We start from the raw sequence: 24,799 nt of genomic DNA on the forward strand, positions 1-24,799 counted from the left end.
ATGAAAGCGACGGAACGACGCTCAGCGCTCGGGTTGGTCGTCTTGGTGGCACTCCACGAGGAGCCGATGCACGCCTACCGCATCCACGCGCTCATCAAGGCCCGCGGCAAGGATCGGCTCGTCAACGTTCGCGGCCGGGCGAGCATCTACCAGGCCATCGATCGGCTGCAACGACTCGGGCTCATCGCCGTTCGCGAAAGCGGCAGCGTCGACAAGCGGCCCGAACGCAGGGTCTACGAGATCACCAAGCAGGGCCGCGAGACCACCGGCCACTGGCTGAAGGAGATGCTCACCGAGACCGGCGACGAGTTCCCGGAATTCCTCGTCGGCGTCTCCTTCCTCACCGTACTCACTCCTGAAGAAGTCCAACAGGAGTTGACCCAACGCGCCGAACGCCTGCAAACAGAACTCGACGCGCTCGACGCGGTGTTCCAGCAGGCCGGCGACGTTCCACGCGTCTTCATGCTCGAAGAGGAGCTCCGCCGCGCGAGCGTCAGGACCGAACTCGACTGGCTCGGGTCCGTGCTCGACGACCTACGTACCAAGCGCATCAGCTGGAACGACCAGTGGCTGATGGAAATCGCGGCCAAATACAACTACCAAATCGACGATCGGGAGGGGCCCGAGACATGACCACCGCCCACGAGCACGTACCAGTTCTCATCGTCGGGGGCGGCCTCGTCGGCCTGGCCACCTCGATGTTCTTGTCCCAGCACGGCGTACGCCATCTGCTCGTCGACAAGCACCCCGAGGTCACGCTGCAGGGCAGAGCGCGGGGCATCAACCCACGCACGATGGAGATCTACCGCGCCTTCGGAGTCGCCGACGCCGTGAACGAGGCGGGCACGCCGTTCGCAGACGATGCCGGCGGCGTGCGCTGTGAGACCGTGGCCGGTGAGTGGCACTGGCTGTTCCCGCCGGAGCTGCCGCGTGCGTGGCCCGAGCACACGGCCGGAACGTTCAACCTGGCCGACCAGAACGCCGTCGAGCCGGTCCTCATCGAGGCCGCTCGGCACAACGGCGCCGAGCAGCGCTTCGAGACCGAGCTGACCGCCTTCGAGCAGGACGACGACGGCGTCACCGCCACGATCCGGGACCGGAAGACCAACGAAACAAGGACACTCCGCGCCGACTACATGGTGGCAGCCGACGGGCGGCGGAGCCCGATCCGGGAACAGCTCGATATCGCCAAGCCTCTCCAAGGGCAGACGCTGAACTTCGTCAGCGTCATCTTCAAGGCCGACCTCGACCAGATCATCGAGCGGCGCGCGATCCTGTGGCTCATCGTGAACGAGAAGATCGGCGTCACCCTTCTCGCCACGACCGCCAAGCACGGCCGCTGGGGGCTCAGCATCGGCTACGACCCGGCCACGCAGTCGCCTGGCGACTTCACCGCGGAGCGCTGCGCCGAGATCATCCACGGCGCCCTCGGCCGCGACGACATCCCCGTCGTCGTGCAGGACGTGACCCCGTGGACGCAGGAAGTGTCGGTCGCCGAGACGTTCCGGCAGGGGCGTGTCTTCCTCGCCGGCGATGCCGCGCACACCTGGTCGCCTGCCGGTGGCATTGGCGCCAACACCGGCGTCCAGGATGGTCACAACCTCGCCTGGAAGCTCGCCGCGGTGCTGAACGGCTCGGCCGCGCCCGCCCTGCTGGACAGCTACGAGCCCGAACGCCGGCCGATCGCCCAGACCCTTGCCGAACTCACCGAACTGCGGCAGGCCAGGCGCTCCGGCCACAACCCGGAGCATGATGAGATCGACGACCTCCACTGGGCGCTCGGCCAGCGCTACACCTCGCCGGCGGTGCTCGGCGCGCCGTACGGCACCGTGTTCGGCGACGTCCTCGACCTGCACGGCCAGCCCGGTACGCGGGCACCGCACCTGTGGCTGGAGCGGGACGGCGAGCGCATCGCGGTGCACGACCTGTTCGCCCACTCGTTCGTGCTGCTCACCGGCGCAGACGGCAAGGCCTGGCTGGAGGCCGCGGACAACGTCGAGGTGTACCGCATCGGTACGGCGGGCGAGAACGTGGAGCTGGTGGACGTCGAGTCGGAGTTCGCCCACCGGTACGACCTGGGAACCGACGGCGCGGTGCTGGTTCGGCCGGACGGCTACGTGGCCTGGCGCGCCGAGCCCGGCACCACCGACCCGGCCCGCGCCCTCCGCGATGCCCTCGCCACGATCCTCGGCCAGTCATAGCGAGCACGAACTCGGCCGGGACGGATCCGCCGGTCGAGTCTTCGGCGGACTCGACCCTGTCCGCCGCCAGTCTCCCGCACGTCATCGCGGGCATCCACAGCGTCGATCCCCGCCGCCCTCGGCGATCAGCCGCTCGTGCCGGGCCACCTCCTGCCCCTTGCGGTAGACCACCAGATGCGAGGCGCGCAGCAGCACCCGCGCCGTCTGCCCGATCGGCCAGGCGGGCACCGAGTAGCGGTTGGTGCGCACCACGATCACGCTGTAGCGGTCCACCCGTGGGGTGAACAGCCGTGCCGTCTCGAACCGTTCGGTCCGCAGAACACCCATGCCTGGCCGGCTGTTGCGCATGCTCCGCGACCACGGCGCCGAGAACGCGCTCGACAGCAGCTGCTGGAGGTATGTCTCGTCGGTGCGTTGAGGCTTCCGTCACCAGGGCGGTTCGGCGAAGGAGTCGGCCAGGGGGTCGCCGCGGGTCGGGCGCAGGCTGTGCCGGCACTCGTCGTACGGGATCACTGGCTGCGGGGGCGCGATGCCGTCCGCCGCCAGTTTCGCGGTCAGCTCCGGTGCGGCTTCACTCGTGCGCCGCGTTCCTAGGGGTTGCCTGCCGCCGGCAGGGCGGGCCGATGGATCCAGGCGGTGAGGTCCGCGGGTGCGCATTCGGCGACTCGGGCGGCGTACCGGGGAAGCTCTTCCTCGCTGAGGATCTGCCGCCATTGGCCTGTTGTTCCGTTGTGGAAGAACTGGCTGTGGTCGTGATAGAAGCCGTGGTGGCTGGCTTCGGGCGCGAGTTCGACGGCTCGGCCTTTCATGACCGTGAACGTGGCGGCCTGGACCAGGTCCGGCCAGGCTGTCTCGGTGATGGCGATGCCGAGCCGGGCTGCTATGTGGTGCATCTGCCCTTGGAGGTCGTCGAGGAGGTCCTCGTAGCGCAGCAGCACGATGTTCGGCTGGTCGCGGACCTGCCAGAACGTGTGTAGATGGTGAAGCATGATCTCCAGGTCGGACACGGCCTTGCCGGGCGCGGCCGGATTGACCCAGGACCAGAAGCGCTCGCGCGTGGTCCCGCTCGGCGGGGACGGAGCGGCGGCCAGCAACTCGTCAAGGGCCGCGGCGCCGACGGCGTCCTTCCGCAAGGCGAGGGACACGGCGCGGTCGGTGTTGCCGGCATGGTTGTCCAGGGACACGGCCACGTCCCGGGGGTCCCGGCTTGCGCAGAGGTAGGTGACCCGGTCGTCGAGGGGCAATCCGTCGAGGGGCGTATGGGTCTTGATGATCCGCCGGTGCGTCTGTGCCTCGAGGTCGGCCAGTACTCCGGTGAGCGGGCGCAGCAGGACGTCCAGCCACGGCGAGATCTGGTCGAGCGGCCGGTCGAAGGTCGTGCTCTTGAAGATTTCCAGGGCGCAGATCATCTGCAGCCAGGTCGTGCCGCACTTGGCCGGGGTGCTGATCACGATGTCGCCGGGACGGAAGACGAACCCATCCCAGCGGGCCGAGTCCGTAAAGGAGGTCTGGTAGCGAACGCGTTCCCCCAAGCCCATGCGGGGAGAGTGGCAGCAGCCAGATCGGGCCGTCAACCGTCAGATCAAGCCGCCCGAGCGGGGCCATTCAAGCGAGGGTCGCGCGTCGCGGGGGCTATTGGGTGGTCGGCTCGGCTCGTGGCCGCGGGGTTGCCGCGCAAGCCCTTCGAGTGGTCGCTGTATGGGCCCTTGGTGACCTGCACATTCCCCGTCTTCAGCTGTTTGTCGAGCCATGGAATGCCGCGTCACGGCGGACGGCTGAGCGTGTGGGTTTCCGGCGCGAGGGCCTGCTGCGCGGTTGGCAGCAGCTGGGTGAGGAACGCCGAGACATGATCATGTACTCGATGCTGGATGTTGATCTGTCCTGACTGGCCGCCGGCTGACCGCGGCGGCGTAGGTGGGCCAAGACCAGGTCCAGGATCAGGACCAGGGAGCGTCCGGTGTGTTCGCCCTCCAGCACCTTGACCGCGACGCCGCGCTGGAACAGCTCGTTGAGGACGATCAGTCCTTCCGGCAGATTACGGCCGAGGCGGTCGACCTTCCTGGACCGCGACGCCACCCGGGGCGCCGTAAAGAACCAGCATCCTGTGGTGCCTGCGACCGATGTGTTTCGCCTGAACGTCTGCCTGATCCGGATTCGGCGGAATGGGTTGCCCCGGGGTGGCGGGCTTGGCCATCGTGGCGGTTGTGGGTGTCCACGATGATGCCGCTTCTGCCCGTGGGTGCGCGGGTGGAGGCGAGCGGGCCGCGATCGGCCGTGGCGCGGGACAACTCGGGCACCATCGTCACCGGCGACCTCCACGCGGCGGCCGCCCCTGCCTGCGCCGGCCCAGATCGAGGCGCCCGCCGGGCTGCTTGGATTGCCGCGCCGTCCCACACCCTGGTTCGCCGGACGCGAGGGGGCATGGCAGGAACTGGCGACCACGTTGGAGGCCGGTGCCGGAGCGGGGGTGATCTGTCAGGCGGTGGTCGGGCTGGGCGGGATCGGCAAGAGTGAGCTGGCGTTGCAGTACGGCTTCGCCCGCCGTCCGGATTACGCGCTGGTGTGGTGGATCGACGCTGACAGCCCGGCGCAGATCCAGGCCGGTCTGGCCGCCTTGGCGCGGGCGCTGGTGGCGGGCAGCGACTCGGTGGCGGCCGGGCAGGCCTCGCCGGAGGAGGCAGCCGCCTGGGCGATCACCTGGCTGGCCGGCCGTACCGGCTGGCTGGTGGTGTTCGACAACGTCGAAGAGGCGGCGCACGTCGAGCCGTACCTGGCCAGGTTGACGAGCGGTCATGTGCTGATCACCACCCGGCGTGACGTCGGCTGGCGGCAGCTGGGCGTCACCCCGCTACGGTTGGACGCCTCGCCCGGCCTCGATCCGGTCGCTGGGCGACTTGATCGGCCCGCCGGACGCCGCCGACTCGGCCGACACGCTGACCAACCGCGCCAACCTCGCCTACTGGATGGGGGACGCGGTGGCCGCTGGTGCCATGTACGCCGAGATGCTGCCCATCAGCGAGCGCGTCCTCGGTCCTGAGCACCCCGAGACGCCGGCCGTCCGCGCCAACCTCGCCTTCTGGAGTGATCAGGCTGAGGCTCGGAGGCTTCAGTAGACGATGACGGTCTCAACGGGTCAGCGCATCACGGCTGGACGCACGGGATCGATCACGCGGGCACGTTAACCCCGGCTCCTTGCAGGGCGCTGAACGGCCTTTGACTTCTATGCGGCGTTTCCGGTGGTGAAGGCGCCCAGCAGGGTCTCCCTGATGACCCGTGAGGCGTCGCCCGGGTCCAGTCGCCCGGCCGCGATCTCGTCGGCGGCGCCGTGCATGACCAGGTGGGTGACCGTCAGCAGCCAGCTCACCGGCAGATCGGCGCGGAACACCCCCTCCCGCTGCCCCCGCCCGAGCAGCTCGCGTACCCGAGCTTCTGACCTCACGTGCAGCTCGCGAATCCGGGCAGGCGCCAGCTCCTTCTGCGCCGCGACCAGCAGCGCACGCGAGTCGTCCACGAGCTGCCAGCTGCTCTCGACGAGCTGGACCAGCGCGGCCCGCGGATCACCCTCCGGCTCCAGCGCCCCCAGCGTCTGTTCCCCTCGCTCCAGCGCGTGGGTCAGAGCGGCCTCCAGCAGCTCGGCCCGCGTGGGGAAGTGCCCGTAGAGGGTCATCCTGCCCACCCGCGCCGCCGCCGCGATGTCGATCATCGACGCCTCGGGCGTACGGCGCAGCGTCTCGATGGTGGCGGCCACGATCGCGGCGCGGTTGCGTCGGGCGTCGGCGCGGAGGCCGCCTTTGGGGCGCTCTTCTACGGCCATGTCCCCAACTCCAGGAATTCGTAGTGCTGCATACGAGTTATGCTACCGTGCCGACGATACCTCAAGGGGGTATCCCACTCCGACAATGAAGGGACGTCCCTGTGTCCACGCAGACGCCCGCCGGCCAACGCGCCGGCCTCAGGCAGTGGCTCGGCCTGGTGGTACTGGTCCTGCCGGCCATGTTGCTGTTCATGATGCTCACGATCTTGTTCCTGGCGATCCCGCATATGGCCGCGGACCTACGGCCGAGCAGCACCCAGACGCTGTGGATCATCGACATCTACGGATTCCTGATGGCCGGACTGCTGATCACCATGGGCACCCTGGGCGACCGCATCGGCCACCGACGACTGCTCATGGCAGGCGCGGCGGTGTTCGCCGTCGTCTCCCTGATCGCCGCCAACACCTCCGACCCGGCCATGATGATCGTGTGGCGAGCCGTACTCGGAATCGCCGCGGCCACCCAGATGCCCGCCACCCTGGGCCTGGTCTTCGCCACCTTCGCCGACGCCCGCCAGCGCGCCATCGCCGTGGGCATCTGGTCCGGCGCCATCTCGGTCGGCACCGGCCTGGGACCCGTACTCGGCGGCGTGCTCCTGGAAGCCTTCTCCTGGCGGGCCGTCTTCCTGATCGCCGTACCGATCATGGCGGTCGTAGCGATCGGCGCCCTCCTCCTGCCCGACCACCGCAACCCCGCCGCCGGCCGCATCGACCTGGCCAGCGTGGCACTATCACTGGCGACCCTGCTCCCGATCGTCTACGGCGTGAAGGAACTCCCCAAGAACGCGCCCCTCGCACTGACAGCCATCGCGATCGGAGCGGCTTTCGGCACCTGGTTCGTACGCCGCCAGCTACGCCTGCACGAACCCCTCCTGGACATTCGCCTGTTCGGCAACCGCACCATCGCCGGCGCCTTGGGCGTCTTCCTCCTGGCCGCGACCGCACTGGGCGGCGTGTACCTGCTGTTCACCCAATACCTCCAGCTAGTAGAGGGCCTCTCCCCCCTGCGGGCGGGCCTGTGGGTACTCCCGGGCGCGGCTCTACTGGTGATCGTCTCCACCCTCACCCCTGCCCTGGTACGGCGGGTGCCCCCCGGCCACCTGATCGCGGCAGGCCTGACCACCCAGGTCATCGGCTACGTCATGCTCACCCAGGTCAACGCGGTAGGCGGCCTGCCGCTACTGGCAGCCGGCTTCTTCATCCTCTACCCCGCGGTCGCTCCGTCCATGGCCCTGACCACCAACCTGGTCGTCGCCTCCGTGCCCCCGCACAAGGCAGGCGCCGCCTCCGGACTCGCCACCACCTGCAGCGACCTGGGCATCTCCCTGGGCATCGCCGTCATCGGCAGCATCGCCGCCGCCATCTACCGAACCGACATCGCCACCACCCTGCCCACAGGGCTCCCCGAAAGGACAGCAGCCGCCGCCCGCGAAAGCCTCGACAGCGCCGTCCCCGCCGCCAAAACCCTGTCCCCCGAGCTGAGCACCGCACTCCTGACACCAGCCCGCGAAGCGTTCACCAGCGGCCTGAACACGGCAGCCGTCATCGCCACAGTCATCGCGGCAAGCGCCGCAATCCTGGCAGTCGCAACCCTGCGCCACATCCCCAGAACCCCCGCCAACTAACCCCATCAGACCGCCCGGCCGTACAGGAAGCACGCGATCAAGCAGAAGACCGCTCCACCGAGGCGATCTTGCGCCGGTTCACCGAGTCGGCCTCCCACCCCACCTACCAGGCAATGCTGGAGGTCGGCCGCGCCCAGAAAACGATCTTTGTGGCACGTTACCTACGGCTGCGTGAGCCGCAGCGGGAGATCCACGAGGACCTGAACGTGGTGGAGTCCTTTACGGTGATCTTCTCCGGCAAGGGCGCTGACATCGCCACCAACCGGCGCGAGGAGTTGGAGATGACCGTCTTGTGCCTGCGCATCCCGCAGGCGGCGCTGGTCTACATCAACACCCTGATGCTCCAGGACGTCCTGGCCGAAGCCGCCTGGGCCGACAAGCTCACCACCGAGGCCTGACCCCGCTGTTTTGGCAACATGTCCTGCCGTACGGCGAGGTGCGCCCGGATGTGGCCAAGCGGCTGGCGCTGGGCAGCGCGGCCCCGCCGCCCGCTGCGGACTCGCGCGAGCCCGAGGAGTAGGCAACCACCAGGAGAGGAGGAGGGGTGTAAACCCTGGCCTCGCGCAAGGGAACGGCCAGTGGCGCATCCGGTGAGACTGCCGGGTTACGCCATTGACCGTTCGGGCATCGTCCACGGGCTTTGCTCTGTCCAGCGGCACGGTCGTGGTCCGAGCGCCAGCCCTTAGGAGGCGGGTCTGATGCGTGAATACTGGGCCTGGAACCGGTCGGCGGCGATGCCGGTTTCCGTGATGCGTCCGGCCAGGCGCATCGCCGGCGACCCTAGGCCGCCACCCGCTCGCGGATCTCATGGACCGGCGCCTGGCGCTCGTACGCCGGAATCAGGCGGGCGCCCAACGCCCGGGCGCCGATCACCATGGCGGCGGCGGCCAGGACGATGTCCTTGAAGATGTACTGCGCCTCCAGCGTCGGCGCGCCGGGGAACAGGTCCGTGAAGAACAGGACGTACGGTGCGAAGAACCCGGCCATCGCACCGGTCATCACGACCAGCCCGGTCTTCAGCAGCTTGCCGGTGACCAGCGTGAGACCGATGAAGACCTCCATGCTGGCGATCACGAACTGTGCCGCGTAGCCCGACACCGTTCCCAGGGACAGCTTCTCCAGTGTGGCCACCGACAAGGCCTCCGCCGGACTGACTCCTGGGAAGTACTTGAGCGTCCCGAAGGCCACGAAGACCAGGCCGAGGCTGACGCGCAGCACGTCGATGCTGTGGCGGGACAGCCAGCCGGTCAGTTTGACGATCATGTTCTCGATGGTTCCGGTCATTTCGCACTCCTGGGTGGATGCCGTTTTCGTCTGGGTTCAGACTCGCGAAAACGTCGCCGGAGAACGTCAGGCCGGCGGACGCATTTGGGCTACTCCGTCGCGCGTACGATGGGCCGGCCCGTACCAGCCTTTCGGCGTAAGGGATTCCCCCAAGGGGGGCCGTCGGCCACGTCGGAGCGCACGGGACCCGTACTCCGCGGGGAGTAGTTCGCCCGAATCCGGCTGCGCTCATCTCATTGCGATGACAGCGGAGACGTGGCCAAAAGTCCTTCTACCGGACGGGTGCGGTCGGAGCGCTGACCTGCGGCAGAGGACTACACCTTGGCGGCCGCCGAGTCCTGGCCGGCGCCGAACTCGGCGCGCCGGCCGCGCGGCTGGCCTGACCGGAAGAGCCGGTCGCTCCCGGCGAGGTCGCCGCCGCCGACCGCCGCGGGCCGCGACTGGTACGCCAGCCCGTCTACGCCGGATGGGACGGGGTCTCGTTCCTGCTGCGCCAGGTCTGCAACGTCATCGAGTGACGCCCGGGTGAATTGACCTTCACGGGGGTTGAGAATCATCAGCCAGCTCACCGGCCGTAGTGGTCGAGGGGCTGCAGCCAGGTGTCGGTTTGGAGTTGGCGAGTCAAGCTCCGCTGTCGGGGTGTTCACCAGTGCGCGTGAGCTGGTGTGGAACATGCCACAAGAAGACCGCTTCCCCACGCGACGTTGATCGTTCCCAGGCTGGTGTCATGGTTGCCGACTGAGTTCAGTGCCCTGCCTGCGGGGCGTCGAGTTGTCGCAGAACGTCCTCGACTGTCTGGATGATGATCTCGGGTTGATCGTGGGGGATCTGGTGGGTGGCGCGTTCGGCGATGATGAGGCGTCCTTGGGGAGATTGGGTGGCCAGCCGGTGATGGTTGGCGTTCAGGTGCGCAAGCTGGGTCTGGGGCATTCGGGGGCGTTTGCCGGCGGTGATCACTCGGATGGGCACGGGCGGCAGGGTGCGCTGGTCCAGTGCATCGGCGACCTCGCGCATGTGGTGTGGCATGGCCGCCAGGGTGCCGGCGAGTTCACGGATGGACCGGGAGGTCTTGGAGGGCACGAGCGCGCGCAGGCGGAGCAGTTTCGAGGCGAGGGTGAACGACGTCGTGCGCACCAGTGCTGAACCGGGTGGCGTCTGGCTGACGGTGGGGTCTACGAAGACCAGCCCTGCTATGTCGTCGGGGTAGCGCAGCGCGTAGAGCTGGATGACCAGTCCCCCGTAGGACCATCCGGCGAACACAGCCGGCAGCGGAAGACCAAGGCTGCGCAGGAGCCGGTGCAGATCGTCGGTCATATCGGCGACGGTGCGTGCTTGCGGGCCGTCGGACCGGCCGGCGCCGGCCCGGTCGTAGGTGACCAGGGTGGTCAGTTCGGCCAGCTTGGCTTCCAGTTCCGTTCCCCAAGCGCCGCCAACGCCCTGTCCCGCGCCGCCGCAGTCGAGAACCAGGGTGGTGCTGCGGCCTCGGACCTGCGCGCATAGTTTGCGCTCGTCGATGTCGACCAACACAGTCCTCGAGGCGCGGCCGCCGATGTCGCTGCCATCAACATTCATGCCGTCAACGTACATTGACGTCACCTTTGACGTCAATCTTGATTGACTCCAGGGGGTTACGCACCCGTACGAGCGGAGCTCGACGCTTGCAGATGTTGCAGACCCTGAACCAGTACGGCTGCGGCGACATAGAGGATCACTTCTGGCGGCTGGATATCGAGGCGCCCGCCAAGCCTCCAGGCACGAGCCTGGTGCCGAGGCACGGGGGAGATCTTCTCCAGTTCGGCGTGCACCGAGCCGCTACGCCCCCCGGGTACCGTGCCCGTGCGCGGCCCGCAGACCGCCGGCTCGACAAGCCGCCGCTCTCGGGACACTCACCAGGAGCGGCGCGGAGGGCATGGAGCGGCATGGCGTGATATGTGGGGTACGTGTCGTTGCGCCATGGCCTGGGCGTCGGCGACGCTGAAGGAGTGACCCCACCACCATGTGTCGCCTTCGTCATCTTCGAGGGCTTCCAGCCACTGGACCTGGCCGGCCCGTACGAGGTGTTCACCCATCCGGGTGAGTACCTGTGTCAGATCGTGGCCTCCGCATCCGGGCCCGTACGCTCTGCCGGTGGCCTGTGCGTCCAGGCTGGGCACAGTGTCGGCGACCTCGACCCGTCCGGCATCGACACGCTGATCGTTGTCGGTGGCAACGGCGTGGACGAGGCACGGCACGACAGCGCTCTGATCCGGTGGATCGCCGTCGCCGGGACATCCGCGCGACGCGTGGCCTCTGTCTGCAGCGGCGTGTTCCTGCTCGCCGCGGCCGGCCTGCTGGACGGCCGCCGGGTCACCACGCACTGGCGCAGGGAAGCTCAGCTGGTCCGCGAGCATCCCGAGGTGAGCGTGGACTGCGATCCGATCTTCATCCGCGACGGTCACGTGTGGACCTCAGCAGGGGTGACCGCGGGAATGGATCTCGCGCTCGCACTGGTCGAGGACGATTTCGGACGGCATGTGGCCCATGACGTGGCCCGGGAGATGGTGCTGTTCCTGCGGCGCCCGGGCAGCCAGTCGCAGTTCAGCGTGCCGTTGTGGTCCGCGCAGCCGTCCAGCGACCGGATCCGTGTGGTGGTGGAGGCGATCCACGCGGATCCGGGCGCCCGGCACGGCCTGCCGGAGCTGGCCGCCCGTGCCGGGTTGAGCCCGCGGCACCTGCAGCGGCGTTTCACCGCCGAACTCGGTGTGCCGCCCGCGACGTACGTGGAGCGGGTGCGGGTGGAGGCGGCGGGCCGTGCCCTGGTCGAGGGTGACGAGCCGGTGGAGGTGGTCGCCCGGCGAAGTGGGTTCGGCACGGCGGAGTCCCTGCGCCGCGTGTTCCACCGCCATCGGGGGGTTGCGCCATCCGAGTACCGGGACCGATTTCGATCTGCGAAGGAGTACGTATGACGAGCTATGGGTTGCTGATCTTCGAGGGTGCCGAGGAGCTCGACTTCGCCGGGCCCTGGGAGGTGTTCACCGCATCTGCCATGGTCCGCGACCGGGGTGACACCGCCGTGCTGATCGCCGAGCGGGAGGATCCGGTTCGCTGTGCCAAGGGCATGCGCGTGCTGCCCGATCACACGCTGGGCGACCACCCGCCGCTGGACGTCCTGCTGGTCCCCGGCGGCATGGGCACCCGCCGCGAGGTGGGCAATCCGGTAGTGACCGGCTGGATCGCCAAGGTCTCCGCCCAGGCGGACTGGGTGACCAGCGTGTGCACCGGAGCGCTGCTCCTGCACGAGGCAGGACCGGCACGAAACCGCCGCGTCGCCACCCACCACGCGTTCGAGGACACGCTCCAGGCCCGTGGACAGATCACGGTGGTGCGTGACGCGCGCTATGTCGTCGACGGCAACCTGGTCACCAGTCAGGGCGTCTCGGCCGGAATCGACATGGCGCTGTGGCTGATCGGCCGCTTGCACGGCCGCGAGCACGCGCGTGCGGTCCGCCGCTACATCCAGTACGAGCCCGCGCCGCCGTACCTCGCCGACGAGCCCATCGGCTGAAACCGCGATACCGAAGAAGCCGACGGCCCCGACCTTGCCGCAGGGCGCGCTGCTCTCGGCCGCCGTCGTCATCGGCTCCGAACACGACCGGCCGACGCGCGGCCGAACGCGCCGACCAGGTCCGTGCCACACGCCACAAGGCGATCGATCGGGGACACGTTCCTCGGCGGCTGTGCGGCCGGGTTCCGCGGCAAAGGCTCGGCCCGCACCGACCGCCGGCACCCCCGGCGCGTACGGCATGACGCCACCACCACCCGTGACGGCGGCACCCCTCGTCGACGGCCTGATCACCATGCCCGCCGCCGCCGTCGCGCGCTCGGAATTTCCACGACAATTCCTGGCCCCACCGATCAAGGGAGACTTCCATGAGCACATTCGTATTGATTCACGGCGGCGGAGACGTTGGATGGTACTGGCACCTGGTCGAAGCCGAACTACGGGCACAAGGGCACGACGTCCTGGCTCCCGACCTCCCAGGCGATGACGAGTCCCAGACCCTGACCGACTACGCCGACCACGTGGTCGAAGTCGTCGGCGACAGGCGGGACCTGGTCGTCGTGGGCCACTCCTTCGGCGCCTTCACCGCCCCGCTGGTCGCCGACCGGCTCCCCGCCGATGTGCTGGTCCTGATGGCCGGCATGATCCCGACACCGGGCGAGTCGCCCGATGAGTGGTGGGCCGGCACCGGCTGCCAGACTGCGGTGGCCGAGCAGGCCAAGCGCGACGGCGGGCTGACCGGCCACGCCGACCCCTACGTCAGCTTCTACCAGGACGTCCCCCGGGAACTGGCCGAAGAGGCGTTGAGCAAGGAACGCGCCCACCACCCCTCCAGGACCGCCTCTGCCGCCCCGTGGCCGCTGGCCGCCTGGCCGGACGTTCCGACCAGGTTCGTACTCAGCACCGAGGACCGCACCTTCCCGCCCGACTTCATGCGCCGGCTGGCCGCCGACCGCCTCGGCATCGTCCCCGACGAAATCCCGGGCAGCCACTGCGTCGCCCTCAGCCGCCCCAAACCAGTGGCCGACCTGCTGGTGAACTACGCCAGGGCAGCATCGGCCACGAAGACCCGGCAGTGACCCGCTCCCCCGCCGAGCGCCGCCCGGGAACGGACGCGGACCACCCCACAAGCTGATCTTCGTCGGCGCCGAGGCGCCGGTGACAGGCGGGTGCAGCGTATGACACGACATGATGGCCGGTGGCGCGGCCGACGTGCTCGATCGCCTGCTGCCGCTCGGCCAGGCGCGCGAGCTCGGCGCGGCGCACCTCCAGGACGGCGGTGATGGCCTCGGGCGGCAGCTGCTCGCGCAGGTCGACGGCGGCGCCGCGGTATCTCTCGCGTACGGCGTCGCGGACGGTGTGTTCGTACGCGGAGCGGGCCGACTGCAAAGGGTGCTTGGCCAGGACGTCACGGTGCTTGCGGTAGTCCGGCGGCATCGCCTCGTCCGGCAGCCAGTCGACCGCCTTGTCCGGCCAGCCGTCGGCGCCGGGCGACGGCACTTCCGGCGGCCAGCCGTCCGGCAGCTGGCTGCCGACAGCCGCAGTCGCCGGCGGCGGCGGCGGCCTGGTGGTGCTGGCGGGCGGATCCCGGGGCAGGCGGGTGTAGTCGACGCCGTCGATCGGGCCAGGCCCAGCAGCGGCATCCACTCCTGCCGCTCCTTCAGCCCGCCGGTGAACCCCTGGTCGCGCCGGTTCCAGGCAGCGGGTCCTGGCCGACCGGCGCCCCGGCGATCCCCTATCCAGCGCTGCCCGCTCCTGCGGAGCGTCGCCAGCGAGGTTCTCGGCACCGGGGGTGGCCACCTCCAGGCAGGCCGTACAGCACGTGGACAGCCGCTCCCCAGGAGATCGGCGCGCCGCCCATCCACAGTCCGTACCTCGTTCCCGACATCACAAGCGATAGGCCGGTCGGCGGCCCGACGCAGGGTGCGTCGCGCAGAGCCGTGCGGTCGCGCGGAACATGGCTATGCGGTTCTCGGGGTGTTCTGGAACGAACGCCGGTCAGCCGTAGAGGGAACGATCCGGTTGGCGTGGCTGGTCACATGCGCCGTCGAGGCGGCGCAGCGGCAGTGCCCAGCCGCGGGTGCGGCCAGGGAAGGGCGGCCGCAGGTGTAGCCGCCCCTGTCTCCCCTGCCAGCAGGCGACCATCACGAAGGTGACGCTGACCAGCAGCGCCCAGGCTCCGAACTTGGCCGGATGGACCAGCTGCCACGTCCCCCGCTGATAGGGGTACTGCCAGGCGCCCAAGTAGGTCGCGATGTTCTCGGCCACCCACAGGAAGAATCCGATGAGGACGAGCGACTGTGCCAGCGGCATCTGGTAGCGATGCTCGCCCACGGTGAAGTGCACCACGGTCCCCCACGTGGCCACGGCGAGCGCGAGGGCGAGCGGGATACGCAGGTCGATCCACCAGTGCTGGGTGATGAAGTTCGCGTAGATCGCCCGAACTTCGTGAAGGCGTCCTCGGGATAGCTCCACGACCCGAACCTGACCTTGATCAGCTCGAAGGCCAGCCCGACCAGATGGAACCCTGCGATGACCACCGTCTCCTGGGTGCTCTCCCACCGCAGCGCACGGAAGACCACAGTCACGGTCACGGCGTAGACCAGCAGTGCGTCGTAGCGCGGGATCGGCAGCGGCAGTACCGACGAGGCGGCGAGGCCCACGAACATGGCCACTGCGAACCGGCACGACCTGGCCTCGGCGCACACGAAGCGGATCAGCTGGGCGACTGAGAACGTCATGCTCTGTCCGAGATCCTCCACGACGCCGAAGTTCTGCGGCCTTCGGGGAGGTTCAGTGCAGAAACGAGGAAGTCGCAACCGGCCCGGCGACGGCGACTGCTGCAACCTGACTTCGCGGCTTGTCGGTGGAGTGCGCGATGTGGTGGCGGCCGATGGTCTGCAGGCGCGCATGGCGGGGCTGCTGGTGCGGCGATCCTCGGCACCGAGCGCCCAAGGTGAACGGGAGATCGCCTACTAGCACGGAGGCTTGCGTTCCGCCCTGCGACGAAGAATCAGAAGTTATGTCCGGATTCTGGAGCGTGCCTGAACCGATCGCCGGTAACCCCTCGGCGGACCGCGATTACCTGGACGAGTTCGGCCTTCTCGATGGCGTCTCCCGCCTGGAATACGGCTGGCGCCGAGGCTGCTACGTCGGCCGCGATCGAAGAGCTGACCGGCCGCCGGGTGATGGGCTGGGATCCTGACGCTCCTGCCGTTTCATCCACGGCGAGCCGGCCTGATGCTCATGCTCGGTCACTGCGTGACGCGTCAATAGGCGTCACCCAGCACCACAGCGCGAGTTCGGCGCCGACGAGGGCTCAGTTAGCGTGGGCCGTCCCTGGTCAGGGCCACATGGCGACAGCGCTGAAGCCCGTGCCGCTATTGACGCTTCCCGGCTACTCCCGTGACTCCCTCGCGCGGCGAGGCCAACTCGGCTGGAGCTGTGAGGTCGCAGCCGAAGTGGCGAGTTCTCAAGTGATCTGGCGGAGCCGGTGGCGAAGCGACACTGTTTCTCACCCGATGTGGCGAGCACCGACTCAGGGACCGCGCTGGTCGCGGCCACAGCCACCATCAGACGATACGGCTTCCAGAAACTCGCCACATCGGGCGAGAAGCACCGACCGCCTCGATGCTGTCCAGGAGGTGAGCACCCCACCGGGTGCTCACATCCGAGGGCCTGGCTAGCAGTGGATCGTGGTGTACTGCGCGCCCTTGACAGTCCAGTTGAACCACCACGAGACCACGCCGTTGGCGTCGGCGTACTTCCTGATGTTCCTGAGCTCCGTTCGCTTGCCGTCCTTGGTATAGGCCGGGCAGACGCCGACCCTGGTCTCGGTGCAGTTCTTGTAGTAGTGGACCATCGCGCCCCCATTGGGGCTCGGCGGATCGAAGCTCGTCCAGCAGGGCAACGCGCTCTGGGCGGTTGCCGACGCGCTGGTGGGGAGGGTGGTGAGACCCATCACGGCAACAGCCGCAGCAACCAGGGCCAGGGATCGCTTCAACGGATTCATGCTCCTTCGGTGCATCTGTTGATCTTCGAAGTGGCTACGTCCGGAAAGCTAGTCGGTTTGGCTTTTGATCGGCTTTTCGTGGCGGCATACTGTGCCGCGCCGGTCTGCGCGGGAGGCACGCTGTTGTGGCCACCGCACCCGTGATCGTCGAGCCGGCGAACATCGCCGCAACCACCGAGCCCTGCTGCCGCAGACCGTCCGGCTCGTGGACGCCATCGACGAGGTGTTCAGGATCTTCATCGCCGGCGCCCAGCTCGCGCCCGACGCCGACCCACGCAGCTGCCCGTCGCCGACGACTACATCGACGCGCTCAGCCTGTTCCGCCCGAATATTGAGGTGCGTGCCCTGAGCTGCGGTTACGCAGAGTGGCGGTGTTCGCTGATCGTGCCTGCGACGACGGGCTGTCGGCGGATGGATCGCAGGTCGTTGAGGTCGGTTACGTCCCGGGTGGGCCTTGCTACGCTGTCCGCGGGACGTTGGTCCCGTAGCTGGTGCGGCCGGTGCCCGTTGTGGTGCATTGGATGCTCCTGGAGCACGCGGGTCAGGTGGCGTTCATTGAGGATCACGCTTCGGTCCGGGAGTTCGCGGCGCAGTGTGGCGATGACCCGCTCGCAGACGGCGTTCATCCGCGGCGTCCGCGCCAACGTGGTGACGATCCGCAGCTCTGCAACTGTGAAGACCTCCCGGAAGGCGGAGGTGAAGAGCGGTTCGCGATCGTGGATCACGAACCGTAACCCCGGGAAACGGTCACCCAGGTCCATCACCAGGTTGCGAGCCTGCGCACCGTCCACTCCCCGGTCGGATGTACAGCCGCCCCGGCCAGCTGCGGTCGCCGGGTGCCATGCTCGGCGGTACGCCGGGCCGAAACCGGCGTGCAGGATTCCCATGCCGTTGGAGGCAGCGAGGTTGTACCCCAGCCGGGCCAATTCGCCTGCATTCTCCGATGTCCCCAAGTCAGGTTCCCCCGGACATCCGCACAATCAGTGCTCTGATCGGCCGACGGGTGCGGGCCGTCCCGAACGCCGCCGGTTGGTGAAGGTCCATTTGCGTGCTACGAGGTTGCGATGCCAGCGCAAGATCGGGGCTGGGGTGACCTGGCATCATCGCCGCCGTCCAGTTCTCCCCACGCCCGTGGGGGGTGAACCGATAGTGATCCAGGGACGGATTTGGTGTGCCCCGGGCCTGGTGGAGTCGCGTTTCTGGACTGTCACGCCACGGATGGTCATGAGATCCTCTTCGTCCGGCCAGTACTCGGCAGCGCCGATCCTTCCAGAGGGTGGCGACAGCGGCAGCAGCACGTTCATCGACCATCAGCCTCATGGTGTGACGGTCCAAGTGCCAAACGGCTTGAAGGCGCTGCACTTGGCTCCGGACTGGATGTCCGTGGTCTTTTTCGGCCCTGGCCCCACGGTGAGGGCGAGGAGCGCGGTGTCTCGCAGGTAGTACGTGGCTTGCGCGTCGATCGTGGCGCTCAAGCCGCTGTTGGCCGCCGCGTCGTTGTACCACAGGCGTGCCACGCCGGAGTTGTGCCTCGAGCCTGTGCACGCGTTTCGCACCGACACTCGCAGCTTGAGCTGTGATCCCGGGGGGAAGCTCACCGGGGTGAATGGGGCGAGGGTGACGGTGGCCAGATGCGCGTTGTTGAAGCCGCTGCTGCCGCCACCGAAGCTGTTGAGCTGACCGGAGGCCACCAGGGTGGAGTCGCGGTAGACCTCGGCGAGCAGGTCGAATTTAACGCCCACGTCGTCGCTGTTCTTGAGCCCGATCCAGATCCTCGGCGAGCCCAGCGCTGTGAGCTGCCTGGTCTGCGCCTGGAGGCCCTCGATCTTCACGTTGTCGATAACGTTCCCTGCGCTGATCCCGAGGCTGAGGTATCCCTGGGCGTAGGCGGCGTCGGTCGCGGCGTTGGTGAGCGTGTCGTCGACGTAGCTGCGAAGCTGGCCGCCGATGGCGCACAGCTTCACCCGGTGCGGGTCGGTGCCGAACACGGCCTTGGGCGGGTTGGTCCCGTTGTTGAAGTAGCCGCCGTCCTTGTAGAGGGAGATGAAGTTGTAGTTGGGGTGTTCGGCGATGGTGTTGAGATCAGAGCCGTAGCCCGTGCCGCCGAACGGTGTGGCGTGCTGCTGCCGTACGTGGAGGGCGACGATCCCGGCTGTGGGGAATCTGACGTCGAAGGACAGGCACTGGTCGGTGAGCAGGAGCGCGGGCAGTCCGACGGGGTCGGCCCCGCCGGGGAAGGTCAGGGCGTTGCCCTGGATGACAGGCATGGACTGCTCAGCTGTCCACCCGTTGTCGTGTGCGACGAGGGTGGTGCCGTCGGCGTCGGTGAAGTCGTCGGCGAAAACCGTGGCCAGCGCCGGCGCCGGGGAGATGCCGAAATCCTGCACGTAGCCGGATCCCAGATGGGGCAGGCCGACGATGCCCAGTGTCGTGCCGACCGTCCCGGACGGCGGTCGCATGTGGAGCCAGTTCTCTTCGGCGGGCGCGACGTCGGGGAAGGAGTAGCCGCCATCGGCGTCCGTGGTGGCCGTTAGCTGCTCGTTCACCTGCCCGAAGCCCAGACCGGAGTAGAGCGTGACGATCACGCCCGCGTGCCCGCTCTCCCCGGTGTCGCGGACGCCGTTGCCGTTGGCGTCGTCGTAGACCGTGCCGTCGAGGGTGACGCCTGTGGTGTAGAGCTCGGCGGTCGAGGCGGCGTGGTTGCCGGCGTCGTAGGCACCGGCCATCAGTACGTCACCGTCGTCGAGCTTGACCGGCTCCCCGCCGTGCTGGCTGGTGAAGGCAGCAGCACCGTAGGTCCAGTTGTCGGAGGCGGACGCCGCGCCGGGAAAACAAAGTATGGCAGCGAGCGCAATTAATGCACACATACCGCGCGACAGCCTTTTCGGGGAAACTGTGGATCGCATGTCGACCTCTGCGATAAGAAACGTGAACACTGATCCCCGATGGACCTAGAACACTAACCGAGGCGACCGGTCCGACAACACGCGCAATAGCCATAAAATTCTAACCCGAGGAGTATTCCATTTCCCCCGCAAATAGGACTCTAGGGGTGAAAATCCAACAAAGGGACTATTTGGGAGGTTTCCATGAAGTCCTTATTGCTCGTCGGCGAGGTCCTTAAGTTCGGCCAGGGCTTGTCGCAGGTGGCCCGGGAGGGTTCAGAGGCCGCGGCCAGTGTCGCTCAGATCGAGGGCGGCGAGCGCGTAGTGAGCACCGCCCGGCACTCCTGACCGCCCGCGCTGCGGCGGACCAACATGGAAAGCAGTTCCTGATCGCCCAGGCCGAGCACATCGTTGCCGCCGATTTCTTCCACGTCGACACAATTCTCTTGCAGCGTCTGTACGTGTTGTTTGTGATGGAGGTGGAGGCACGGCGCGTGCACATCCTGGGCGTGACCGCCAGCCCCACCGGCGCGTGGACGACTCAGCACGTCCGCAATCTGCTCATGAACCTCAGGAGCAGGCTGGGCTCGTTTCGGTTCCTCATCCGTGATCGGGATACCAAATTTACCGCCGCCAGCGAGGGGATCACGGTGATGAAGACTCCACCGCGAACGCCTCCAGCCAACTGCTACGCCGAACGCTGGGGGCGCACCGGCCGAGCTGAGTGCACCGACCGCATGCTCGTCTACGGCGAACGCCACCTGCGATCACACGAGTTTTGAAGCGGTAGCACGCACCTGCTCCTCCAGCGCGCCACGGCCACGGGGGCGCGCACGACACGGCCATGTGGCACCTGGTTCCTCGATCATCTCCATCGCGCCAACTCCCGGATCCACACCAGCGGCTCGGGCCGGGTCTTGGCCGGCATCTCCAGCACCGCCGCAGGGTTGGAGTCGATCAGCCGGCCCTGGCAGATGGCCACGCTCAGCGCATGCCGAAGGGTCGCCCGGATGCCGTGCATCGTGGCCACGCTCACCGCCCGCCGGACGACCGAGCCGTCCGTGCTCGAGCACGCCGACCAACCGCGCGCCTGACCGGGAAGCCAGCCCCGGACATGGTGAACGCAGGCCCGCTACGCGTGCGCCACCGAAATCGGGGCACGCTCGACCTCTTGGACGCTGACCTGCGTGTTCGCGTAGGCGGTTGAGGTCGGCTCCGTCATCCTCCTGACGGAGCGACCCGCCGACCGGCCTGTGCGAAATCCCGTTCTCCAGGGCGATAACCCCGCGTCAACCGCTTCCTAGCGTGGAGTGACCACCAACACGGGAGTGAACATGCGCAGAAGAACGGGATCGGCGCTCGCCCTCGCGGCCGCGCTGACCTTGAGCTTTGCCCCGGCGGCCCAGGCCGCGGAGCGGCCGGTGAGCGCCGCCGGGGATGAACTGGGCGATGTGCAGGCGGCGGTCGACGCCCTGGCCAGGACCCCGGGCGTGCTCGCGGTGATCGGCGAGGCACGGGTCGACGGCCGCCTGGTCGGCAGCGGCTCGGCCGGATCGCGCCTGCGGGATGGCAAGGGTGGGAAGGTGCCGCCGGGCGCCCGCTACCGGGCCGGTTCGCAGACGAAGCTGATGATCGCCGTGGCCGTGCTGCAGTTGGTCAAGGAGGGCAAGCTCGGCCTGGACGACAAGGTCGGCAAGCTGCTGCCCCAGGTCAGGCGGGGGGCCATCGTGCAGAAGGCGAACAGCATCACTGTCCGGCACCTTCTGCGCCACACCTCCGGCATCCCCGACTGGGGCGGCAAGATCGCCGCCGACCCCGACCGCTACTTCTTCAAGGACGTCGACCGCCACCACAGCCCGCTGGAGGTCGTCAAGCTGTCCAGGGGCCTGCCCCGCACCGGCGCACCCGGCGAACGCTTCTCCTACTCCAACACCAACTTCACCCTGCTCGGCATGATCGTCGAGAAGGTGACCGGCCGCTCTCTGCGGAGCGAGATCGACCGGCGGATCTTCAAGCCGCTGCGCATGACCCGCAGCTATCTGGCCACGAAACCGGGTATCAAGGGCACTCACGCGCACAGCTACATGTCCGACGCCTCGGGAAAGCTCCATGACGTGTCCCGGCTGAATCCGTCCTTCGGCGGCGCGGCCGGCGGTGTCATCTCCACGGCCCGTGACCTCAGCACCTTCGCCCGCGCGTTCCGCGGCGGCAAGCTGCTGCCGCCCAAGCTGATGAAGGTGCTCAGCGACCCGCCCGAGGGCATGCCCGAACCGCCTCCGGGGCCTCAGCCCTGCGCCGGTACGCAGGTCGGCAGTTTCCCCGGCTACATCAGCGCCACGGCCACGTCCAACGACGGACGGCGCCAGTTCGCGTTCTCCATCACCCTCAGCGGGCCGGACAAGGTCCGCAGGGACGTCCTGGACAAGCCCGGCCTGCTGCAGAAGGCGGCGGAGTCCGTGATCTGCCCCGGTGCGTCATGATCGAGCAGACGCGCCCGAGAAGGCGTGCCGTCCTGGGGCTCGCGCCGGCCGTGCTGCTGGCGGTCAACGCGCTACCGGCGATCGCGGCGGGGTCGTCGCCGACGTCGTTCACTCCCGTGATGCCGGCGCCGACGGGCGCCTATCCGATCGGCCGGGTGATGATCCACCTGGTCGACCGTAAGCGGCGAGATCCCTGGAATCCCGGCAGGAAGCGCGAGCTGATGGTGACCGTCACCTACCCGGCTCGTGCGACCGGAGGGTGCCCACGAGGTTCCTGGATGACGCCGACTCAGTCGAAGGCCCTGGAGGGCCTCAACGACTACCTGGGCATCGCGAAGGGAACGGTGAACTGGCGCGGGATGCTCGGGCACGCCCGAGTGGGCGCTCCCGTCCACCGGCGGCGCGGCGGGCTGCCGGTGGTGCTGGTTTCGCACGGGGTCTGGGGCAGCCGCGAAGCGCACGGCGCGCACACCGAGGACCTGGCGAGTCACGGCTACGTGGTGGTGTCGATCGACCACACCTTCGAGGCGGCGGCGGTCGAGTTCCCCGGTGGTCGGGTCGAGGTCTCGGCTCAGCGGCCGAGCCCGGAACTGCTGAAGAACATCGAGTTCATCAATAAGATGATGAACGCCCGGGTGGCCGACGTCAGATTCGTCCTCGACGAGCTGGAACGCCTGGACGACGGCCACAACGTGGACGCGTCCCGAAGGCCGCTGCCTCCGGGCCTGCCCGGCTCGCTGGATCTGCGGCGGACCGGCATGTTCGGCCACTCCGGCGGGGGTTTCACCACGGCCGAGGCGATGTTCCACGACAGGCGGATCCGCGCCGGGATCAACCTCGACGGCCAGATGAAGCCGCCCTTCGACGGCTCGTACGGCCAAGCCGCCCAGCGGGGCCTGGGCAGGGATCGGGCCTTCCTCCTGTTCGGCGGCGGCCGGCTGATCAATCCCCAGGGCCAGATCGTCAACCACAACCATGTGATCGGAGCGGCCAACCCCACCAACGACGACACGTCCTGGGCGAGCTTCTGGAAGGCGCACCGGGGGTGGAAGCGCGATTTCACCCTGCGTGACGGCGCGCACGAGAGCTTCACGGATCTCCAGCTCCTGTTCCGGCAGGTCGCCGAGCACTGGAACCTCTCCGTGGCGGCCAAGCTCGACCCCCGCATCGGCGTCGTCGCCGGCGGGAGGTCGATCCTGGCCCAGCGCACGTACATCGCCGCCTTCTTCGATCTGCACCTGCTGGGCCGAGACCGCCATATGCTGAACGGCCCTTCACGCCACTTCCCCGAGATCGCCTTCGTACCTTAGGAGACCCCTGGCCGGGCCGGGTGGATGTCAGCGGAGGGCGTCCGCCGGTTCCATCCGGGCGGCGCGCAGCGACGGGTAGAGCCCGGCGAGCAGGCCGACGACCGCACCCAGGAGCGGGGCCAGCAGGGTGACGCGCACGTCGAGGAGCGGGGTCCAGGCCCGCCAGGTCGAGCGCATGGAGTCCGGCCAGGTCGTGGACGGGCCGCGGTGGCCCGAAGCTCACGTGGAAGGCCACCGGCAGCCCTTGCACCCGCAGCGGCACGCCGTGCCGCCGCCCCAGCTCGGCCAGCCCCGCCATCAGCCGGCGCCCGTGGTCCTCGATCCGCGCGTACGGCGGGGCCGAGGTCAGCGTGTCGAGGGTGGCGACGATGGCGGCCGCCGCCATCACCGAGGCGTTGAACGTGCCGGAGTGGTTGACCTTTCCGGTGCCGAACCTGGCCATCAGATCGGCCCGTCCGGCCACCGCGCTGACCGGCCAGCCTCCCGCCAGCGCCTTGCCGTACACGGCGAGGTCGGGTGTCACGCCGAAGTGCCGCGCGGCACCGCCGAGTGCGAGCCGGAACCCCGTGATGACCTCGTCGAAGACGAGCACGGCGCCGGCCCGGTCCGTCAGCTCGCGCACCAGGTCGAGGAAGCCGGCCCTGGGCGGGATGGCGCCCGCGTTGCACATCATCGGCTCGCAGATGACGGCGGCGATCTCGGCGCCGTGCCGGTCGAACAGCGCGGTGAGGGCCTCGGCGTCGTTGAAGGGGACCACCAGCCAGTCGGCGAGAGCGCCGGCGACAGGGCCCTGAGCGCCGCGTCCATCGCGGTGGGCAGGACGAAGCCGGGGCCGAGTCCGTATATGGCCGTCATCGCGGTGCCGGTGGTGGCTCCGTAGAACAGACAGGCGGCCAGGAGCGTGAGGCCCAGGGCGGCGGCGAGTTGGGGGCCGATCGTCCGGCTCAGCCTGCTCGCCGGGATCATCCCGGCCGCGAACACCAGCGTGTAGACGGTGACGATGCGGAGAGGTGCTTTCCCCGGGGTGGTTCCGACCCGAGCGGAAGGCCCAGACAGCGGAGCGACGAGTTACGGCCGGAGTGACCGCCGGGCTGGGGCGCCCGGCGGCCCGCGTGGATGCGGCTACCGGTTCTAGGAGAACACCACCGACCGCAGCTTCAGCCGCTCGCCACCCCGGCCGACGACCGGGCGAAGGGTGAAGTAGTCGCCATCGCATTCGGGGCCGGTGAAGACCGTGGCGGTGGACGTGGTCCGGTTGCGCGGCGAGTGGGCAGGTTGGCTCGCATCAGGGTCGGCCACCTCGGGCAGGGTGATGCACTCCCAGCTCTCCGGATCGGAAAGCGTCGCTCGCTGCGGGGTCCCGTCCAAGCCCACGAAGGTGTACGAGAACTCGCCCTCGGCGGCGAAGGCGGGAGCGGGAGCGGTGGACATGGCGGTGAGGACGACGGCGAGGGCAACAGCGGCTTGGCGCAGACGCACGGGGCACGACCTTTCACGGTGGGCTGGGAGGGGGTCCGGAAGGCCGGAACCCCACCCTTTGTTACTCAACGCTTTCACGTGACTACGCCTCGCGCATGTGGCGGAGGGGTAAAAGTCTTCGCAGGCGGTGAGCGCACAGGCGCTCGCCTCGTCATGGCGTGACAGGTC

Annotated in this window: 27 protein-coding genes and 2 pseudogenes; 12 read left to right on the forward strand and 17 right to left on the reverse strand. The window is 68.6% G+C overall.

What is annotated here, in order from left to right; translation table 11 throughout:
- Positions 1-633, forward strand: coding sequence for a PadR family transcriptional regulator (locus HNR40_RS08890; protein ID WP_184959780.1), 633 nt, complete (start codon positions 1-3; stop codon positions 631-633).
- The gene (locus HNR40_RS08895) at positions 630-2,201 is read left to right on the forward strand and encodes an FAD-dependent monooxygenase (protein ID WP_184959781.1); all 1,572 of its coding nucleotides are present in this window, start codon (positions 630-632) and stop codon (positions 2,199-2,201) included. Before HNR40_RS08890 ends, HNR40_RS08895 begins: the two co-directional genes overlap by 4 nt.
- An 81-nt stretch (positions 2,202-2,282) precedes the next feature.
- Here HNR40_RS08895 and HNR40_RS08900 read toward each other — a convergent pair whose 3' ends face one another.
- Positions 2,283-2,528, reverse strand: coding sequence for a Mu transposase domain-containing protein (locus HNR40_RS08900; RefSeq protein ID WP_221340180.1), 246 nt, complete (start codon positions 2,526-2,528; stop codon positions 2,283-2,285).
- 263 nt (positions 2,529-2,791) lie between these two features.
- A complete protein-coding gene (locus HNR40_RS08905; RefSeq protein WP_184959782.1) occupies positions 2,792-3,739 on the reverse strand; it encodes a sulfotransferase domain-containing protein in 948 nt (315 codons plus the stop codon).
- 101 nt (positions 3,740-3,840) lie between these two features.
- On the opposite strand from HNR40_RS08905, the gene HNR40_RS08910 reads away from it, so the two are divergent.
- Positions 3,841-4,086: a GNAT family N-acetyltransferase gene (locus tag HNR40_RS08910; RefSeq protein WP_376773462.1), complete on the forward strand. Its 246-nt coding sequence runs from the start codon at positions 3,841-3,843 to the stop codon at positions 4,084-4,086.
- A 665-nt stretch (positions 4,087-4,751) separates the two neighbouring features.
- On the opposite strand, the gene HNR40_RS08915 is transcribed toward HNR40_RS08910, so the two are convergent.
- Entirely contained in the window at positions 4,752-4,940 is a 189-nt protein-coding gene (locus tag HNR40_RS08915) for a hypothetical protein (protein WP_184959783.1), read from the reverse strand.
- A 155-nt stretch (positions 4,941-5,095) separates the two neighbouring features.
- Here HNR40_RS08915 and HNR40_RS08920 point away from each other — a divergent pair, with 155 nt between their 5' ends.
- Positions 5,096-5,314 carry a tetratricopeptide repeat protein gene (locus HNR40_RS08920; RefSeq protein ID WP_184959784.1) on the forward strand — a complete coding sequence of 73 codons (219 nt, stop codon included), beginning with the start codon at positions 5,096-5,098 and terminating at the stop codon, positions 5,312-5,314.
- 107 nt (positions 5,315-5,421) lie between these two features.
- On the opposite strand, the gene HNR40_RS08925 is transcribed toward HNR40_RS08920, so the two are convergent.
- A complete protein-coding gene (locus tag HNR40_RS08925; protein ID WP_184959785.1) occupies positions 5,422-6,015 on the reverse strand; it encodes a TetR/AcrR family transcriptional regulator in 594 nt (197 codons plus the stop codon).
- Between the two features lie 101 nt (positions 6,016-6,116).
- On the opposite strand from HNR40_RS08925, the gene HNR40_RS08930 reads away from it, so the two are divergent.
- Both HNR40_RS08930 and HNR40_RS08935 read left to right on the forward strand, forming a co-directional pair.
- Positions 6,117-7,640, forward strand: coding sequence for an MFS transporter (locus tag HNR40_RS08930; protein WP_312896251.1), 1,524 nt, complete (start codon positions 6,117-6,119; stop codon positions 7,638-7,640).
- Positions 7,641-7,708: 68 nt separating this feature from the next.
- Complete coding sequence (locus HNR40_RS08935; RefSeq protein ID WP_221340181.1) at positions 7,709-8,038, forward strand: Tn3 family transposase; 330 nt, start codon at positions 7,709-7,711, stop codon at positions 8,036-8,038.
- A 382-nt stretch (positions 8,039-8,420) separates the two neighbouring features.
- On the opposite strand, the gene HNR40_RS08940 is transcribed toward HNR40_RS08935, so the two are convergent.
- The 3 genes from HNR40_RS08940 to HNR40_RS08950 form a co-directional block, all read right to left on the reverse strand.
- Entirely contained in the window at positions 8,421-8,924 is a 504-nt protein-coding gene (locus HNR40_RS08940) for a DoxX family protein (RefSeq protein WP_184959786.1), read from the reverse strand.
- Between the two features lie 314 nt (positions 8,925-9,238).
- A complete protein-coding gene (locus HNR40_RS08945) occupies positions 9,239-9,481 on the reverse strand; it encodes a hypothetical protein (protein ID WP_184959787.1) in 243 nt (80 codons plus the stop codon).
- Positions 9,482-9,668: 187 nt separating this feature from the next.
- The gene (locus HNR40_RS08950; protein WP_184959788.1) at positions 9,669-10,511 is read right to left on the reverse strand and encodes an alpha/beta fold hydrolase; all 843 of its coding nucleotides are present in this window, start codon (positions 10,509-10,511) and stop codon (positions 9,669-9,671) included.
- A 353-nt stretch (positions 10,512-10,864) separates the two neighbouring features.
- Here HNR40_RS08950 and HNR40_RS08955 point away from each other — a divergent pair, with 353 nt between their 5' ends.
- The 3 genes from HNR40_RS08955 (at position 10,865) to HNR40_RS08965 (ending at position 13,544) form a co-directional block, all read left to right on the forward strand.
- Entirely contained in the window at positions 10,865-11,869 is a 1,005-nt protein-coding gene (locus HNR40_RS08955; RefSeq protein WP_312896252.1) for a GlxA family transcriptional regulator, read from the forward strand.
- Entirely contained in the window at positions 11,866-12,468 is a 603-nt protein-coding gene (locus HNR40_RS08960; protein WP_184959789.1) for a DJ-1/PfpI family protein, read from the forward strand. Before HNR40_RS08955 ends, HNR40_RS08960 begins: the two co-directional genes overlap by 4 nt.
- Before the next feature lie 365 nt (positions 12,469-12,833).
- Positions 12,834-13,544: an alpha/beta fold hydrolase gene (locus HNR40_RS08965; RefSeq protein ID WP_184959790.1), complete on the forward strand. Its 711-nt coding sequence runs from the start codon at positions 12,834-12,836 to the stop codon at positions 13,542-13,544.
- Here HNR40_RS08965 and HNR40_RS08970 read toward each other — a convergent pair.
- The 6 genes and pseudogenes from HNR40_RS08970 to HNR40_RS56130 form a co-directional block, all read right to left on the reverse strand.
- The gene (locus tag HNR40_RS08970; protein WP_184959791.1) at positions 13,468-14,112 is read right to left on the reverse strand and encodes a hypothetical protein; all 645 of its coding nucleotides are present in this window, start codon (positions 14,110-14,112) and stop codon (positions 13,468-13,470) included. The genes HNR40_RS08965 and HNR40_RS08970 overlap by 77 nt on opposite strands.
- A gap of 351 nt (positions 14,113-14,463) precedes the next feature.
- Positions 14,464-15,377, reverse strand: a pseudogene (locus tag HNR40_RS08975) (DUF817 family protein).
- Between the two features lie 770 nt (positions 15,378-16,147).
- Positions 16,148-16,468, reverse strand: coding sequence for a hypothetical protein (locus tag HNR40_RS08980; RefSeq protein WP_184959792.1), 321 nt, complete (start codon positions 16,466-16,468; stop codon positions 16,148-16,150).
- Between the two features lie 365 nt (positions 16,469-16,833).
- Complete coding sequence (locus HNR40_RS08985; protein ID WP_184959793.1) at positions 16,834-17,430, reverse strand: transposase; 597 nt, start codon at positions 17,428-17,430, stop codon at positions 16,834-16,836.
- A 363-nt stretch (positions 17,431-17,793) separates the two neighbouring features.
- Positions 17,794-19,344 (reverse strand): SdrD B-like domain-containing protein, encoded by a 1,551-nt coding sequence (locus HNR40_RS08990; RefSeq protein WP_184959794.1) that lies wholly within the window; start codon positions 19,342-19,344, stop codon positions 17,794-17,796.
- 317 nt (positions 19,345-19,661) lie between these two features.
- Positions 19,662-19,793, reverse strand: a complete 132-nt coding sequence (locus tag HNR40_RS56130) for a hypothetical protein (protein ID WP_281395109.1) — start codon at positions 19,791-19,793, stop codon at positions 19,662-19,664.
- 30 nt (positions 19,794-19,823) lie between these two features.
- Between HNR40_RS56130 and HNR40_RS08995 the strand changes: the two genes are divergently transcribed.
- Positions 19,824-20,144 carry a hypothetical protein gene (locus HNR40_RS08995; protein WP_184959795.1) on the forward strand — a complete coding sequence of 107 codons (321 nt, stop codon included), beginning with the start codon at positions 19,824-19,826 and terminating at the stop codon, positions 20,142-20,144.
- 83 nt (positions 20,145-20,227) lie between these two features.
- On the opposite strand, the gene HNR40_RS09000 is transcribed toward HNR40_RS08995, so the two are convergent.
- Entirely contained in the window at positions 20,228-20,383 is a 156-nt protein-coding gene (locus HNR40_RS09000; protein WP_184959796.1) for a hypothetical protein, read from the reverse strand.
- Positions 20,384-20,696: 313 nt separating this feature from the next.
- Between HNR40_RS09000 and HNR40_RS09005 the strand changes: the two genes are divergently transcribed.
- On the forward strand, positions 20,697-21,842 hold the full coding sequence (locus tag HNR40_RS09005) for a serine hydrolase domain-containing protein (protein WP_184959797.1): 1,146 nt from the start codon (positions 20,697-20,699) through the stop codon (positions 21,840-21,842).
- Entirely contained in the window at positions 21,839-23,152 is a 1,314-nt protein-coding gene (locus HNR40_RS09010; protein ID WP_184959798.1) for an alpha/beta hydrolase family protein, read from the forward strand. The genes HNR40_RS09005 and HNR40_RS09010 overlap by 4 nt, the downstream gene beginning before the upstream one ends.
- 27 nt (positions 23,153-23,179) lie before the next feature.
- On the opposite strand, the gene HNR40_RS09015 is transcribed toward HNR40_RS09010, so the two are convergent.
- The 3 genes and pseudogenes from HNR40_RS09015 to HNR40_RS09025 all read right to left on the reverse strand — a co-directional run bounded on the left by HNR40_RS09015 (position 23,180) and on the right by HNR40_RS09025 (position 24,631).
- The gene (locus HNR40_RS09015) at positions 23,180-23,329 is read right to left on the reverse strand and encodes an ABC transporter permease (RefSeq protein ID WP_246508779.1); all 150 of its coding nucleotides are present in this window, start codon (positions 23,327-23,329) and stop codon (positions 23,180-23,182) included.
- A gap of 124 nt (positions 23,330-23,453) precedes the next feature.
- A pseudogene (locus HNR40_RS57825) lies at positions 23,454-24,368 on the reverse strand (aminotransferase class III-fold pyridoxal phosphate-dependent enzyme); the annotation flags it as partial.
- Positions 24,284-24,631 carry a hypothetical protein gene (locus tag HNR40_RS09025; protein ID WP_184959799.1) on the reverse strand — a complete coding sequence of 116 codons (348 nt, stop codon included), beginning with the start codon at positions 24,629-24,631 and terminating at the stop codon, positions 24,284-24,286. The gene HNR40_RS09025 and the pseudogene HNR40_RS57825, both read right to left, overlap by 85 nt.
- Positions 24,632-24,799 lie beyond the last annotated feature (168 nt).

It is taken from the genome of Nonomuraea endophytica (genome assembly GCF_014203235.1).
GTDB lineage: Bacteria > Actinomycetota > Actinomycetes > Streptosporangiales > Streptosporangiaceae > Nonomuraea > Nonomuraea endophytica.

Coding starts and splice junctions, on each gene's coding strand:
- HNR40_RS08895 (WP_184959781.1), top strand. CDS start 630: ATGACCACCGCCCACGAGCACGTACCAGTTCTCATCGTCGGGGGCGGC.
- HNR40_RS08925 (WP_184959785.1), bottom strand. CDS start 6,015: ATGGCCGTAGAAGAGCGCCCCAAAGGCGGCCTCCGCGCCGACGCCCGA.
- HNR40_RS09000 (WP_184959796.1), bottom strand. CDS start 20,383: ATGCACGGCATCCGGGCGACCCTTCGGCATGCGCTGAGCGTGGCCATC.
- HNR40_RS08890 (WP_184959780.1), top strand. CDS start 1: ATGAAAGCGACGGAACGACGCTCAGCGCTCGGGTTGGTCGTCTTGGTG.
- HNR40_RS08900 (WP_221340180.1), bottom strand. CDS start 2,528: ATGGGTGTTCTGCGGACCGAACGGTTCGAGACGGCACGGCTGTTCACC.
- HNR40_RS09005 (WP_184959797.1), top strand. CDS start 20,697: ATGCGCAGAAGAACGGGATCGGCGCTCGCCCTCGCGGCCGCGCTGACC.
- HNR40_RS08965 (WP_184959790.1), top strand. CDS start 12,834: ATGAGCACATTCGTATTGATTCACGGCGGCGGAGACGTTGGATGGTAC.
- HNR40_RS08990 (WP_184959794.1), bottom strand. CDS start 19,344: ATGTGTGCATTAATTGCGCTCGCTGCCATACTTTGTTTTCCCGGCGCG.
- HNR40_RS09015 (WP_246508779.1), bottom strand. CDS start 23,329: ATGCGCTCGACCTGGCGGGCCTGGACCCCGCTCCTCGACGTGCGCGTC.
- HNR40_RS09010 (WP_184959798.1), top strand. CDS start 21,839: ATGATCGAGCAGACGCGCCCGAGAAGGCGTGCCGTCCTGGGGCTCGCG.
- HNR40_RS08945 (WP_184959787.1), bottom strand. CDS start 9,481: ATGATTCTCAACCCCCGTGAAGGTCAATTCACCCGGGCGTCACTCGAT.
- HNR40_RS08960 (WP_184959789.1), top strand. CDS start 11,866: ATGACGAGCTATGGGTTGCTGATCTTCGAGGGTGCCGAGGAGCTCGAC.
- HNR40_RS08905 (WP_184959782.1), bottom strand. CDS start 3,739: ATGGGCTTGGGGGAACGCGTTCGCTACCAGACCTCCTTTACGGACTCG.
- HNR40_RS08940 (WP_184959786.1), bottom strand. CDS start 8,924: ATGACCGGAACCATCGAGAACATGATCGTCAAACTGACCGGCTGGCTG.
- HNR40_RS08950 (WP_184959788.1), bottom strand. CDS start 10,511: ATGTACGTTGACGGCATGAATGTTGATGGCAGCGACATCGGCGGCCGC.